This window comes from Kitasatospora sp. NPDC059722 (assembly GCF_042733235.1).
Classification (GTDB): Bacteria; Actinomycetota; Actinomycetes; order Streptomycetales; family Streptomycetaceae; genus Kitasatospora.
This window is the reverse complement of record NZ_JBHWGD010000018.1, coordinates 104732-117197: the sequence shown is the minus strand read 5'-3', so window position 1 is coordinate 117197 and position 12466 is coordinate 104732. Positions and strand designations below refer to the sequence as shown.

At 74.1% G+C, this 12466-nt stretch carries 14 protein-coding genes; 4 read left to right on the top strand and 10 right to left on the bottom strand.

Features of this window, described 5'->3' with window-relative positions; genetic code table 11:
- Nucleotides 1-124 precede the first annotated feature (124 nt).
- Nucleotides 125-487 (bottom strand): nuclear transport factor 2 family protein, encoded by a 363-nt coding sequence (locus ACFV4F_RS14990; protein ID WP_380435500.1) that lies wholly within the window; start codon nt 485-487, stop codon nt 125-127.
- 71 nt (nt 488-558) lie between these two features.
- On the opposite strand from ACFV4F_RS14990, the gene ACFV4F_RS14985 reads away from it, so the two are divergent.
- Complete coding sequence (locus tag ACFV4F_RS14985) at nt 559-1443, top strand: LysR family transcriptional regulator (RefSeq protein ID WP_380502582.1); 885 nt, start codon at nt 559-561, stop codon at nt 1441-1443.
- An 8-nt stretch (nt 1444-1451) separates the two neighbouring features.
- On the opposite strand, the gene ACFV4F_RS14980 is transcribed toward ACFV4F_RS14985, so the two are convergent.
- The 4 genes from ACFV4F_RS14980 to ACFV4F_RS14965 form a co-directional block, all read right to left on the bottom strand.
- Nucleotides 1452-2288, bottom strand: a complete 837-nt coding sequence (locus ACFV4F_RS14980) for an ABC transporter substrate-binding protein (protein ID WP_380502579.1) — start codon at nt 2286-2288, stop codon at nt 1452-1454.
- A gap of 257 nt (nt 2289-2545) precedes the next feature.
- Complete coding sequence (locus ACFV4F_RS14975; protein ID WP_380435506.1) at nt 2546-3337, bottom strand: ABC transporter ATP-binding protein; 792 nt, start codon at nt 3335-3337, stop codon at nt 2546-2548.
- Nucleotides 3337-4383: a FecCD family ABC transporter permease gene (locus ACFV4F_RS14970; RefSeq protein WP_380502576.1), complete on the bottom strand. Its 1047-nt coding sequence runs from the start codon at nt 4381-4383 to the stop codon at nt 3337-3339. The genes ACFV4F_RS14975 and ACFV4F_RS14970 overlap by 1 nt, the downstream gene beginning before the upstream one ends.
- Complete coding sequence (locus tag ACFV4F_RS14965) at nt 4380-5417, bottom strand: FecCD family ABC transporter permease (protein ID WP_380435510.1); 1038 nt, start codon at nt 5415-5417, stop codon at nt 4380-4382. The genes ACFV4F_RS14970 and ACFV4F_RS14965 overlap by 4 nt, the downstream gene beginning before the upstream one ends.
- A 99-nt stretch (nt 5418-5516) precedes the next feature.
- Between ACFV4F_RS14965 and ACFV4F_RS14960 the strand changes: the two genes are divergently transcribed.
- A complete protein-coding gene (locus ACFV4F_RS14960) occupies nt 5517-6143 on the top strand; it encodes an HAD family hydrolase (RefSeq protein ID WP_380502573.1) in 627 nt (208 codons plus the stop codon).
- 19 nt (nt 6144-6162) lie between these two features.
- On the opposite strand, the gene ACFV4F_RS14955 is transcribed toward ACFV4F_RS14960, so the two are convergent.
- A complete protein-coding gene (locus ACFV4F_RS14955) occupies nt 6163-6399 on the bottom strand; it encodes a hypothetical protein (protein ID WP_380502570.1) in 237 nt (78 codons plus the stop codon).
- 577 nt (nt 6400-6976) lie between these two features.
- On the opposite strand from ACFV4F_RS14955, the gene ACFV4F_RS14950 reads away from it, so the two are divergent.
- The gene (locus ACFV4F_RS14950) at nt 6977-7360 is read left to right on the top strand and encodes a cold-shock protein (RefSeq protein ID WP_359967648.1); all 384 of its coding nucleotides are present in this window, start codon (nt 6977-6979) and stop codon (nt 7358-7360) included.
- A gap of 18 nt (nt 7361-7378) precedes the next feature.
- On the opposite strand, the gene ACFV4F_RS14945 is transcribed toward ACFV4F_RS14950, so the two are convergent.
- The 4 genes from ACFV4F_RS14945 to ACFV4F_RS14930 all read right to left on the bottom strand — a co-directional run bounded on the left by ACFV4F_RS14945 (nt 7379) and on the right by ACFV4F_RS14930 (nt 11012).
- Nucleotides 7379-8230 carry a 1,4-dihydroxy-6-naphthoate synthase gene (locus tag ACFV4F_RS14945; RefSeq protein WP_380502567.1) on the bottom strand — a complete coding sequence of 284 codons (852 nt, stop codon included), beginning with the start codon at nt 8228-8230 and terminating at the stop codon, nt 7379-7381.
- A complete protein-coding gene (locus ACFV4F_RS14940; RefSeq protein WP_380502564.1) occupies nt 8223-8990 on the bottom strand; it encodes a futalosine hydrolase in 768 nt (255 codons plus the stop codon). Before ACFV4F_RS14940 ends, ACFV4F_RS14945 begins: the two co-directional genes overlap by 8 nt.
- Before the next feature lie 10 nt (nt 8991-9000).
- A complete protein-coding gene (locus tag ACFV4F_RS14935; RefSeq protein ID WP_380435519.1) occupies nt 9001-9531 on the bottom strand; it encodes a hypothetical protein in 531 nt (176 codons plus the stop codon).
- Between the two features lie 95 nt (nt 9532-9626).
- Nucleotides 9627-11012: an MFS transporter gene (locus ACFV4F_RS14930; protein WP_380498378.1), complete on the bottom strand. Its 1386-nt coding sequence runs from the start codon at nt 11010-11012 to the stop codon at nt 9627-9629.
- A gap of 516 nt (nt 11013-11528) precedes the next feature.
- Between ACFV4F_RS14930 and ACFV4F_RS14925 the strand changes: the two genes are divergently transcribed.
- Nucleotides 11529-12410 (top strand): DUF3027 domain-containing protein, encoded by an 882-nt coding sequence (locus tag ACFV4F_RS14925; RefSeq protein ID WP_380435521.1) that lies wholly within the window; start codon nt 11529-11531, stop codon nt 12408-12410.
- The last annotated feature ends 56 nt before the right edge of the window (nt 12411-12466 follow it).

Sequence of the window (12466 nt, the reverse complement as noted above, 5' to 3'; positions counted from 1 at the left end):
GTGTGTGGGGGTGGCTTTGTTTGTGTTTGTGTTTGTTTTGGTTTTTTTGTGTTTTTTTTTGTGTTTTTTTTTTGGTTGTTTTGTTTGTGTCTTTTTACTTCCCCCCCCCCCACCCCTCTGACGCCTACTTCGCGAAGCCCGCCAGCAGTTCGCGCGGGTCGAAGGTCACGCGGATCCGCGTGATCCTGCCGTTCTCGATGTGCATCCAGTTCACCGTGGGCGTCGCCGGGGCAATGCTCGTGTGCAGGTCGTACCAGGTGATCACGTCGTCGCCGTCGGCGACCCGGACCTGGACGTCGATCTTCTCCAGCACCTGCCCGAGACCCTTCAGCCCGCCCAGGGCCTCCTCGACCCCCGAGGCGGTGCCGAGCGCGCCCACGAAGTCCACGTCCTCCGCCAGTAGTTCCCGCACCGCCTCGAAGTCGCCGGCCTCCCAGGAGGCGAAGTAGGTCTCGGCGATCTCGCGTGCACTCTTCGTCGTCGTCATGCCTCCATGGTCCGCCGGTATCCACCCATCCGTCCAACAGATAGATCGAATGCCAGCTATCATCATCAGTTATGGAGATGCACCAGCTGCGCTACTTCGCCGCCGTCGTCGACGAGGGCTCCTTCACCGCTGCCGCCGTGCGCCTGCATGTGAGCCAGTCCGGTATCAGCACCCAAGTCGGCAAGCTGGAACGCGAGTTGGGCCAGCAACTCCTCGAACGCGCCAGCCGGGGAGGCATCCGCCTCACCCCCGCCGGCGAGGCGATCCTCCCGCTGGCCAAGAACGCCCTCGCCACGCTCGACGACATCCAGCACACCGCCGCCGAGTTCGCGGAGGCCGTGCGCGGGCGCGTGCGCCTGGGCATGATCACGGGCTGCTCGATCCCGCCGTTCCTCGACGTCGTCGCCGACCTCGGCCGCACGCACCCCGGGATCGAACTCAGCCTGCACGAGGACGACTCCGAGCTCCTCCAGTCCCACGTCCTCGCCCGCACCCTCGACCTCGCGCTGATCGGATTCGCGGGCGAGGCCGACCCCGAGCTCGACGCGAGCGTCTTCGTCGACGAGCCGATCGCCGCCGTCGTGCCGATCGGGCACCCGCTCGACCGCAAGACCGTCCGCCTCGCCGACCTCCGAACCGGCGAGAAGATCCTCGGCCTGACCAGGGGCACCGGGATCCGCGCCGCCTACGACCGCTCGTGCCTCCAACTCGGCCTGGAACCCCGCGTGGACATCGAGGCCGGCTCGCCGACGACGCTCCTGCGCCTCGCCGAACGCGGCGCGGGCGTGGCCGTCCTGAGCCCGTCGTCCGCCGTCGGCGTCCCGACGCTGCGCGTCATTCCCCTCAAGGACGCGGCCGTTCACGCCCGCCTGGGCCTCGTCGCCCGTCGCGACCGGCACTCGCCGGCCGTACGGCTGCTGCGGGCCAAGCTCCGTGCTGCACTCGGCGGTTCGTGACCCGGACGTCACGCCCCCAGGAAGCGCTGCAACTCGTCCAGCATGTAGTTGGCACCCGTGTACCCGATGCCCTCGAACCACAGCTGGTCGTCGACGGGGAAGGCCCGGTGCGCCTTCACGGCGCCGAGCGCCTGCCACGCGGAGCTCGCCAGAACGGTGCCGGCGCCGGACCGCTCCGGATCGCCGTACGTCCCGTAGAGCAGGAGGTCGCCGTCCGCCCTGGCGATCTGGTCGAGCGGGACCTCGAAGTCGGACTGGTCGACGTTCTGCGCGTCCGGCCGCCCGATACCCGCGTCCGACAGCACCACCCCCGGGAAGCTCTGCTTGCCGTACAGCCGGATCCCGCCGCCCTCGACGAACCGCACGAGGCTCACCTTCCGCCCGGACACCTTCGCGTCCGAGAGCGCGGCCGTCACCTGCGAGACGTGCCGCTGGTACGAGCCGACGAAGGCCGCGGCGGCCGCCTGCCGGCTCAACGCCTGGGCGTGCAGCTGGAAGTTGGCCTTCCAGGGGGCGCCCGTGGTCTGGGTGAGCACGGTGGGCGCCAGCTCCCGCAGGGCGTCGTAGCGGTCGCCGTCCCGCATCTGGTTGGACAGGATCAGGTCCGGCCGCAGCGACCGGATCGTCGCGAGGTCGGGCGCCCCGGCCGGCCCGACGTACGCGATCGCGGCCGTCCGGGACTGCGGCCAGTACTCCGGGTAGTGCGCGTCCAACGCGGGCCGCGCGGCCCCGATCGGCGCGATCCCGAGCGTCAGCGCCGAGTCGAACACGTCCGTGTCGAGCGCGACGACCCGCAGCGGCACACCCGGCACGACCACCGGCCCGACCGCGGTGTTCACCGTCACCGGAGGCACCGCCGCACCCGAACCGCCCGCCGGGACCCCGTCCGTCCCCGAGCCCCCCGCCCGATTCGTCGTACACCCGGCAAGGGCGGCCCCACCCAGCCCGACCAGCAGCGCGCGACGGGTGATCCGGTGCATCGGCGATTCCTCGGACGGTCGGACGACAGGGGAGACGAACCCTGCCGATTATGTCCGAATTGCCACCCGACACCCGCCCGCGCCGCCCGCCCCCGGAAGGACGTGGCGCGGTTTGTTCGCCGTCAGGCCGCCGTCCACGGGGCGCCGGGGACCACCAGGGGGGTGCCGGTGACAGGGTCGGGGACGACGACCGAGTCGAGGCCGAAGACCTCGCGGACCAGGTCGGCCGTCACGACCTCCGCCGGGGTGCCCTGGGCGACGATGCGGCCCTCGCGCATGGCCACCAGGTGGTCGGCGTAGCGGGCGGCCTGGTTGAGGTCGTGGAGGACGGCGACGACCGTGCGGGCGCGTTCGGCGTTGAGGCGGCGGACCAGGTCGAGGACCTCGACCTGGTGGGCGATGTCGAGGTAGGTCGTCGGCTCGTCGAGGAGCAGGACGTCGGTGCCCTGGGCGAGGGCCATCGCGATCCAGGCGCGCTGGCGCTGGCCGCCGGAGAGCTCGTCCATGCTGCGCTCGGCCAGGTCGGCCGTGGAGGTGCGCTCCAGGGCCTCGGCGACGGCGGCCTCGTCCTCCGGGGACCACTGCTGCCACCAGCTCTGGTGCGGCTGGCGGCCGCGGGCGACGAGGTCGGCGACCGAGATGCCCTCGGGGGCGGTCGGGGACTGCGGGAGCAGGCCGAGGCGCTGGGCGACCCGCTTGGTCGGGATGCGCGCCAGCTCCTCGCCGTCGAGCAGGACCGCGCCGCGGGCGGGCTTCAGGAGGCGGCCGAGGGCGCGCAGCAGCGTGGACTTGCCGCACGCGTTCGGGCCGACGATCACCGTGACCCGGCCCTCCGGCACCGTGACGTCCAGGCCCTCGACGACCGTGCGCGCCTCGTAGGCGAGGGTCAGGTCACGGGCTTCCAGCACGGCCATCAGGCACCTCCACGGCGGGATCGGACGAGCAGCCACATCAGGTAGGGCGCGCCGACCAGGCCGGTCACGACGCCCACCGGCAGTTCGGTCGGGGCGAGCAGGCGCCGGGCGATCAGGTCGGCGAGGACGACGACCAGGGCGCCGGTCAGCGCCGAGCACAGCAGCGGGACCTGCGCGGAGCGGGCGAGCCGCAGGGCGATCTGCGGGGCCATCAGGGCGACGAAGTCCACCGGGCCGGCCGCGCCCGCCGCGCACGAGGCGAGGACGGTGCCGAGCAGCGCCATGCCGAGCCGGATCCGGTCCAGCCGCAGGCCGAGGCCGACGGCGGTCGCGTCGTCGAAGGAGATCGAGCGCTGCGCCCGCGCCGCCCACAGGGCGACGGGCGCGGCGGCGAGCAGCACCCAGGCGAGCCAACCGGCCTGGTCGTAGCCGGAGCCGTTGAGGCTGCCCGTCATCCACACCTTGGCGGCCTGTGCCTGGAAGCCGTCGCCCTTGGTGAGGAAGACGGAGGTCAGCGAGGAGAGCGCGACGCTGATCCCGATGCCGATGAGGACGAAGCGCTGCGCGTGCAGCCCGCGCCGCCAGGCGAGCGCGTAGACGAGCACTCCGGCGACGAGGCCGCCGAGGACGGCCGCGTACGGGGCCTGGCCGGTGGAGCCGACGACGCCGTACGCCATGAGGCCGACGACGGTCGCGGTGGCGCCCCACGTGACGCCGACGACGTCGGGGCTGGCGAGCGGATTGCGGGCGACGGTCTGGACGAGCGCCCCGGCCAGCCCGAGCGCGGTGCCGACCAGCAGGCCGACGACGATGCGGGGCAGCCGGAACTCGCCCACCACCAGCTCGTTCGGGTTCGGCTTCCCGAGCACGACCTCGACGACGTCGACCGGCGACACGGTGGACTCGCCGAGGCACAGCGAGGCGATCACGGTGCCGGCCAGTGCCGCCAGCAGCCCGAGCGCGACGAAGGCCGAGCGCCGGTGCAGCAGGAACGACGCCCGTCCGGCCCGGACGACGGTGTAGCCGCGCAGGGAAACCGACGTCACGCCGCCACCACCTTGCGCCGCCGCACCAGCGCGACCAGCACCGGGACGCCCACGAGCGCCGTCATCACCCCGGCCGGGACCTCCGACGGCGGGAAGAGCACCCGCCCGAGCGTGTCCGCGAGGAGCAGCAGCGCCGGGCCGAGTACGGCGGAGAAGGCGAGCACCCACCGGTTGTCGGCCCCCGCGACGGCCCGCGCCGCGTGCGGGACGGCCAGGCCGACGAACGCGATCGGGCCCGCCGCCGCGACCGCGGAGCCGGTCAGCACGGTGGCCCCGAGGGCGCCCACCGCCCGGACGAGGCCCGTCTTCGCGCCGAGCCCCTTCGCGGTGTCCTCGCCGAGCGCGAGCGCGTCCAGCCCGCGCGCCACCGCGACCACGAGCACCGTCCCGACCAGCAGGAAGGGCAGCAGCTGCCAGGCCACGTCGGAGGTCCGCCCGGACAGCGAGCCGACGTGCCAGAACCGGAACCGGTCCATCGTCGCGGCGTCCGTCGTGAGCACCAGCGTGTTCAGCGACGCGATGAACGCGGAGATCGCCGAGCCGGCCAGCGCCAGCTTGACCGGTGTCGCGCCGCCGCGCCCGCGCCCGGCGAGGCCGTACACGAGCACGGTGGCGATCACGGCGCCCGCGAACCCGAACCAGACGTACCCGGTCAGCGTCGAGACCCCGAAGCCGGAGATCGCCACGACCACGCCGGCCGCCGCGCCCTGGGAGACGCCGAGGATGCCGGGGTCGGCGATCGGGTTGCGGGTGAGGCCCTGCATGACGGCCCCGGCGAGGCCGAGCGCCGCGCCGACGGCGACGCCGACGACCGTGCGCGGCACCCGCAGCTCGCGGACGACGACGGCGTCGGCGGTGTCGCCGCCGTGCAGCAGGGCGTCGAGCGTCTCGGAGAAGGGGATCGTGCGGCTGCCGGCCGAGAGGCTCAGCAGCACCGCGCCGGCCAGGACGGCCAGCGCGGCGACGAGCCACGGTATGCGGCGGTGGGAGGTCCGTCGCCGGCCGGGCGGCGGCGCGGCGGTGGTGTCGGTCATGGGCCCTCTTCCGCAGACAACTCAGGTAAACCTAAGTTCCGCCGCGAAGCCCCGGCAAATCGCCTCGTCCCCGCACCGGCCGTTGGATAGCCTGGCGCCATGCCCGCGACTTCCGCCACCCCGCTCACCGTCGGCTTCGACCTCGACATGACGCTGCTGGACACCCGGCCGGGGATCCGCGCCACGTACCTGGCGCTGTCGGCCGAGACCGGTACCCCCATCGACGCCGACCTCGTCGTCACCCGGCTCGGCCCGCCGCTGCTGGACGAGATCCGCAACTGGTTCCCCGAGGACGAGGTCGAGCGCGCCGCCGCCCGCTACCGCGAGCTGTACCGGGAGTACGCCTTCGCCCCGACCGTCGCCCTGCCCGGCGCGCACGCGGCGGTCGAGGCCGTCCGCGCGCACGGCGGCCGGGTCGCCGTGATCACCGGCAAGTACGAGCCGAACGCCCGCCTCCACCTGGAGCACGCCAAGCTGCACGCGGACGCGCTGGTCGGCGACCTCTGGGCGGAGACCAAGGGCGACGCGCTGCGCGAGCACGGAGCGACGGTCTACGTCGGCGACCACCTCGGCGACATCGTCGGGGCCCGCCGCGCGGAGGCCGTCGCGGTGGGCGTGGCCACCGGGCCGTACGGCGCGGACGAGCTGCGGGCGGCCGGCGCGGACGTGGTGCTCGCCGACCTCACCGGGTTCCCGGCCTGGCTCGCCGGGCACCTGGGCGCGTAGGGCGCGTCACGCCTGCGAGTCATGCCTGCGAGGCCGCGCGGCGCTTCTGGGCGCGCGCGTTCACGAACAGCCCGACCAGCGCGAGCAGGAAGCCCGCCGGCATCAGCATGCTGAGCCAGTACGCGGCCGTCGGCAGCGGCGTGAGGTGCAGGAACAGCGGGACGAAGGTGACCAGGGTGGCGAGCGCGCCCATGCCGAAGACGATCGCTCCGGCCCGGACGTAGGCGTCGCCGCGGTCGGCGCTCTGGCTGCTCACTTCTGCTTGCTCCTCGGGAGGTGCTCGGGGGCGCTTCGGGGTGCTCGGGGTGCCTTCGGACGTGCCCCCGGTGTCCGGGGGCGTTCCGGGCGCGAGGGGCCGCGCCGGGGCACTCCAGTCTGGCAGAGCCGGGCGGGGTGCTCCCGGCCCGGCTCCCGCCGCACCGCTTCGCAGACGAGCGGTTCGGTCACGTTGCGCAGTTTCCCGGAAGCTGGGAGTTTCGATCCCTGCTGAGCGGGGGTATGCACGGGTTGCCTAGGGGTGCGAGTGGCGCGCCCCGACTTCCCCGGAGCCGGAGGTGTGAGCCGCATGGACAGCGCTGAGCCGCGCCCAGGGCGCACCAGTACCGGCTCTCCCGTGATCGCGAGAGCCCCACGGGCCCAGGTGCCCGAGTCGCCGGACCGCGGAACTTTCGCGGAACGCGGATGAGGCAGTGACGGACCGTTAGTCTGCTCCTGACAGCGTGCTGACCATGAGCGCCCACGGGCGCCGAGCCGAGGTCGGCCCGCGCTTTCCACCACCCAGTGATCCCCGGCCAGGGCCGGGATCCCTCACACCCATTCGAGGACTGTTCGAGATGCCCACCGGCCAGGTCAAGTGGTTCAACGAGACGAAGGGCTTCGGCTTCCTGTCGCGCGACGACGGCGGCGACGTCTTCGTCCACACCAAGGCGCTGCCCACCGGTGTCACGAGTCTGAAGCCGGGCCAGCGGGTCGAGTTCGGCGTGGTCGCGGGCCACCGCGGCGACCAGGCGATGGCCGTGCAGCTGCTGGAGGCCCTGCCCTCGGTGGCCGCCGCCCAGCGCCGCAGCGCCGACGACATGGCGCCCATCGTCCAGGACCTGATCACCACGCTGGACGCGGTGCTCCCCGGCCTGCAGCACGGCCGCTACCCGGCGAAGCCGACGGGTCAGAAGCTGGCCGGCCTGCTGCGCGCGGTGGCCGACCAGTTCGACCTCTGAGCAGGGCCCCGAGGGGCGTCAGAACGCGAGCGCACCCGGGTCGAGCGGGGGTACCAGCCCCTCGGCGGCGGCCCGGGTGAGCAGCGCGCGGACGGCCGCGTAGCCCTCCTCGCCGAGGTCCGCGGTGAACTCGTTCACATAGAGCCCGATGTGCTGGTCGGCGACGGCCGGGTCCATCTCCTGGGCGTGCGCGAGCACGTACTCCCGGCTGGCCGCCGGGTCCGCCCAGGCCTGCCGGACGGACGCGCGGATCGCGTCGGTGAGCGCGCGCAGCCGCTCGGCGCCCAGCGAGCGCTTCGCGACGATCGCGCCGAGCGGGATCGGCAGGCCGGTCTCCCGCTCCCAGGCCTCGCCCATGTCGGCGAGGCTGTGCAGCCCGTACTGCCGGTAGGTGAAGCGCGCCTCGTGGATCACCAGGCCGGCGTCCACCCGGCCGTCCCGGACGGCGGGCATGATCTCGTGGAACGGCAGGACGACGATCTCGCCGAAGCCCCCCGGCACGGCCTTCGCGGCCCAGAGCCGGAACAGCAGGTAGGCGGTGGACCGCTCGGACGGCACCGCCACGGTCTTGCCGGTGAGGTCCCCGGGGGCCGCCACGCCCGGCCGGGTGAGCACCAGCGGGCCGCAGCCGCGGCCGAGCGCGCCGCCGCAGGGCAGCAGCGTGTACTCCGCCAGGACCCACGGCAGGGCGCCGTAGCTGATCTTCAGGACGTCCAGCTCGCCGCGCTCGGCCAGCCCGTTCGTGACGTCGATGTCCGCGAACGTCACCTCGGGGGCGTCGGCGCCGGGCACCAGGCCGTGCGCCCAGGCGTGGAAGACGAAGGTGTCGTTCGGGCAGGGCGAGTACGCGATGCTGAGCCGTTCAGCCACGGCCGGCCTCCTCGGTGAGTGCCTCGGCGAGGGTCTCGACGAGTGCGGGGACGGGCAGCGCGGCGAAGGCCCGCTCCAGCGCGGCCAGGGCGTCGCCGATCCGCCAGGCGGCCCGGTCGCGCGGGCCCACCGGGTTGGAGACCGTCCGCAGCTCGAAGGCCGGCACGCCGAACCGGGCGGCGGCCTCGGCCACGCCGAAGCCCTCCATCGCCTCGGCCGCGGCGCCCGGGTGGCGGGCGGTCAGGGCGGCGGCCCGCTCGGCGCTGCCGGTGACGGTGGAGACGGTCAGGACGGGCCCGGTGACGGCCCCCAGCGCCCGTGCGGCGAGCACGACGGCGGCCGGGGGAGGCGTGTGCCGGGTGGTGCCGAAGCCGAGCTCGGCGACGTCGGCGAAGCCCTCGGGGGTCTCGGCGCCCAGGTCGGCGGCGACGATCGCGTCGGCCACCACGGTCGCGCCCACCGGGGCGTGCGGGGCGAAGCCGCCCGCGATGCCGGCCGACACGACCAGCCCGTAGCGGTGGGCCGAGAGGGCAGCCGCGGCGCCGGCCGCAGCGGCGGCCGGACCGACCCCGCCCGCCAGGACGTCCACGGCCCCGGCGCGGTGCAGCTCCCCGCCCGGCAGCGGCAGCGCGTGCGCCCCGCCCGGCAGGCCCCGCAGGACCGCCTCGGCCTCGGCGGGCACCGCGACGACGACGAGCAGCCGGGCCCGCTCGGGGCCCGACTGCTCGCTGTGCCCGTCGGCGACGGCGCGCGCGGTCATCGCAGGACCGTCAGTTGTCCTGGGTGTTCAGCTGGAAGTACCAGACGGCGGTCGGGTTGTCCGAGTTCTTGTCGCCCTCGACCACGGTCACCAGCGTCTTGCCGGAGGCGTTCAGCAGCTTGCCGGCCGACTGCGAGCCCGAGTAGGTCGCGTTCTTGGCGTAGGAGAACAGGCTGTAGCGCCCGCCCTGGGCCTGCGTGCCGCCGTTGGTGAAGGCCCACCAGCCCTTGTCGGCCACGTTCGGCGAGACGCCGACGCCGACGTTGTCGCTGACGACGACGTCCGAGGTCGGGAGCGTGCCGTCCTTGAGGGCCTGGGTGGCCGTCTCCTGGCACTTCTGCTGGTCGTCCTCGGTCAGCGGGTTGCCGTCGTTCCAGCACAGCGGGTCCGCGGCGAGCGAGGAGTTGCCCACGGTCAGGGTGGCGCGGTGGCTGTTGTGCGCGGTCTGGCCGGACGCGTAGGCGATGGACCCGCCGACCGTGCCGGCGCCGATCACGACGACGGCGCCGAGGGCGGCGATGACACGGGTATCGAGGCTCATGGGTCAGAATCTACCGGGCTTCGCCGATCACGCTACGCGGGGGTCGGCAACCGCGTGTTGCCGCCCGCGCCGCTCACCCGCCGGCCGGGCACCGGTCAGGCGACCCGGGGCGCCGTCGGGTGCCGGCGCAGGCCCACCCGGAACAGCGAACGGATCGTCCACAGCAGCACCAGGCCGACCACCGAGGCGGCCACCGAGAGCCCCAGCTCGCCGTTGAGCGGCAGCAGGATGCCGACCGCGCCGCCGGCCACCCAGGACAGCTGCATCAGCGTCTCCGAACGGGCGAACGCCGAGGTCCGGACCGCCTCCGGGACGTCCCGCTGGATCAGCGCGTCCAGCGCCAGCTTGCCGAGCGAGGCCGCCATGCCGGCCGTCCCGGCGATCATGATCACCGTCACGACGCCGTACCAGAGGGCCGAGGCCGCCGTCGCGCACGTCGCGAGCAGCAGCATCGCGGTGACCGTCGCCTCCGGGCCGCGCGTGCGCAGCCACGAGCCCAGGACGGAACCCAGTGCGTTGCCCGTGCCCGCCGCCAGGGCGACCAGGCCCAGCGCCAGCGTGGGCCGCAGGCCGCCGATCGGCTCCTCGCGCAGCAGGAACGCCAGGAACATCACCAGGAAGCCGACCAGCCACTTCATCGCCGCCATCGCCCGCAGCGCCAGCACCACCGACGGGCCGACCGTGCGCAGCGAGGTCTTGACCGGCGGCGGCTTGTGGTGGATCAGGTGCGAGCCCTCGGTGTGCACCTCGGCGTGCAGCACGGCCCGCTGCTCGCCCTTCGCCGAGTCCACCGTGTGCGGCAGGTGGAAGGCCATCAGGGTGCCGATCACGAAGACCAGGAACGCCCCGCGCAGCGGCCAGCCGGGCCCGATCAGGTGCAGCAGCCCGCCCACCGCGGCGGCCACGCCGGTGGCCAGCAGACCGGCCAGGGTGACCCGGGAGTTCGCCTTCACCAGGGACAGCCGGTGCGGCAGCAGCCGGGGCACCACGACGCTGCGCACCACGCCGTACGCCTTGGACGCCACCAGCACGCCGAGCGCCTCGGGGTACAGCGCGATGCCGCCGCCCGAGATCACCCCGGCCATCGTCCAGGCCAGGACCGCCCGGGCCAGCATCGACATCGCCATGGCGGCGCGGCGGCCGTGCGGCAGGCGGTCCAGCAGCGGGCCGACCACGGGGGCGAGGACGGCGAACGGGGCCATCGTGATCAGCAGGTAGAGCGCCACCCGGCCGCGCGCCTCGCCGGTCGGGACGGAGAAGAAGATCGTCGAGGCCAGGGCGATGGTGATCAGCATGTCGCCGAAGGAGTTCAGCGCGTGCAGCTCGATCAGCTTCGCGAGGCCCGACTCGCCCGCGCCCTCGGCCGACGTGGCCCGGCGGATCCGGCGGCCGGTGCCGTGCACCACCCGGCCGGTGCGGGCGCCGGCGGCGGAGGCGCCGCGGACGAGGAAGTTGCGGTGGGGGCCGGGGGGCTCCTCCACGTCCGCGTCGGGGTCCTCGCCCGGGTGCCCGTTGACCGGGCCGTCGCCGTGCTTCGTGAGGTCGACCAGGGCGGGCGCGGACGTCCCGGAACCGTCCGCCGGCTGCGGTTCGCCCGCAGGGTGGACCGGGGGCTGCTGTCGCGGCACCGCGTTCGTCTCGTCCGGGCCGTCGGCCTGCGAGGCGCGCAGTGCGTGCTGCGACGGGTTTTCGTCCGCCACAAGGCCATCCTGCCCCAGATTCGCTTCTGCGACGCGGGATTCCGCTCCGCTCGGCGCGGCCCCCGGAGGTCCGCCGGAGCCCCGGACTGTGCCGGGGCGCCGACCGACGGGTAGCCTGCCCAAGGTCCGCCCGCCCGGGTCCCACGGCGCCGGCAGGCCCGGACGAGCGGCGCGGTCGGTACCCGCGGCGGCCTCCGGTCGCGCAGAATGGACGAGGTACCCCGAGCCGCGACGGAACAGGCAACACGCCGTGGGCGACAGAAGAACTGGGAGAGAATCGACGCCGTGAGTGCTGCGATGCGAAGCCGTACCCCCGATCGGCTCTGTGCAGAGGCCGTCGAACTCGCCCGCCAGGCCGCCGAAGAGGCGGTCGGAGCGGAAGCCGTCGGGACGCACCTGGGTGTCCAGGCGGACGCCGACCGTGTCGTCACCCACAGCTTCGAGTGCCTCGACGCGGCCTACCGCGGCTGGCACTGGGCGGTCACCGTCGCCCGCGCCCCGCGCGCCAAGAACGTCACCCTCGACGAGGTCGTCCTGCTGCCGGGCCCCGACGCCGTCCTCGCCCCCCAGTGGGTGCCGTGGAGCGAGCGCCTGCGCCCCGGCGACATGGGACCCGGCGACCTGCTCCCCACCGACGCCGACGACCTGCGCCTGGAGCCCGGCTGGACCGGCGAGGACGAGCCCGCGCCGAACTCCGCGGTGGCGCAGGCCGCCGAGGAGGACGTCGTCGTCAGCGACACCGGCGTCCAGCCGGCCCCGGTCCGCGCGCAGATCAACGCCGTCGCCGAGGAGCTCGGCATGGGCCGCAGCCGGGTGCTCTCCCGGCTCGGCCTGCACCTGGCCGCCGACCGCTGGGAGAAGGCGCACGGCCCGCAGACCCCGATGGCGCAGGCCGCGCCCGCCTCGTGCAACAGCTGCGGCTTCCTGATCCCGATCGGTGGCTCGCTCGGGCAGGCCTTCGGCGTGTGCGGCAACGAGTTCGGACCGGCCGACGGGCAGATCGTCTCCTTCGCGTACGGCTGCGGCGGGCACTCCGAGGCGGCCGTGATCCCGGCTCCGCCGGCGCCGTCCGAGCTGATCCTGGACGAGCTGGTGGTCGAGCCGATGCAGCTCCACCCGGACCGCGCCTCCGGCTCGGTCGAGCCGGACGCCCCGGCCGAGGAGCTCGGCCACTCCTGACGCGTGCCGCTCCGGCCCGTCCCGCCGCACCGGCGGGGCGGGCCGTGGTGTCTTCT

Coding starts and splice junctions, on each gene's coding strand:
- ACFV4F_RS14990 (WP_380435500.1), bottom strand. CDS start 487: ATGACGACGACGAAGAGTGCACGCGAGATCGCCGAGACCTACTTCGCC.
- ACFV4F_RS14965 (WP_380435510.1), bottom strand. CDS start 5,417: ATGACCGACACCACCGCCGCGCCGCCGCCCGGCCGGCGACGGACCTCC.
- ACFV4F_RS14925 (WP_380435521.1), top strand. CDS start 11,529: ATGCGAAGCCGTACCCCCGATCGGCTCTGTGCAGAGGCCGTCGAACTC.
- ACFV4F_RS14960 (WP_380502573.1), top strand. CDS start 5,517: ATGCCCGCGACTTCCGCCACCCCGCTCACCGTCGGCTTCGACCTCGAC.
- ACFV4F_RS14940 (WP_380502564.1), bottom strand. CDS start 8,990: ATGACCGCGCGCGCCGTCGCCGACGGGCACAGCGAGCAGTCGGGCCCC.
- ACFV4F_RS14950 (WP_359967648.1), top strand. CDS start 6,977: ATGCCCACCGGCCAGGTCAAGTGGTTCAACGAGACGAAGGGCTTCGGC.
- ACFV4F_RS14985 (WP_380502582.1), top strand. CDS start 559: ATGGAGATGCACCAGCTGCGCTACTTCGCCGCCGTCGTCGACGAGGGC.
- ACFV4F_RS14975 (WP_380435506.1), bottom strand. CDS start 3,337: ATGGCCGTGCTGGAAGCCCGTGACCTGACCCTCGCCTACGAGGCGCGC.
- ACFV4F_RS14935 (WP_380435519.1), bottom strand. CDS start 9,531: ATGAGCCTCGATACCCGTGTCATCGCCGCCCTCGGCGCCGTCGTCGTG.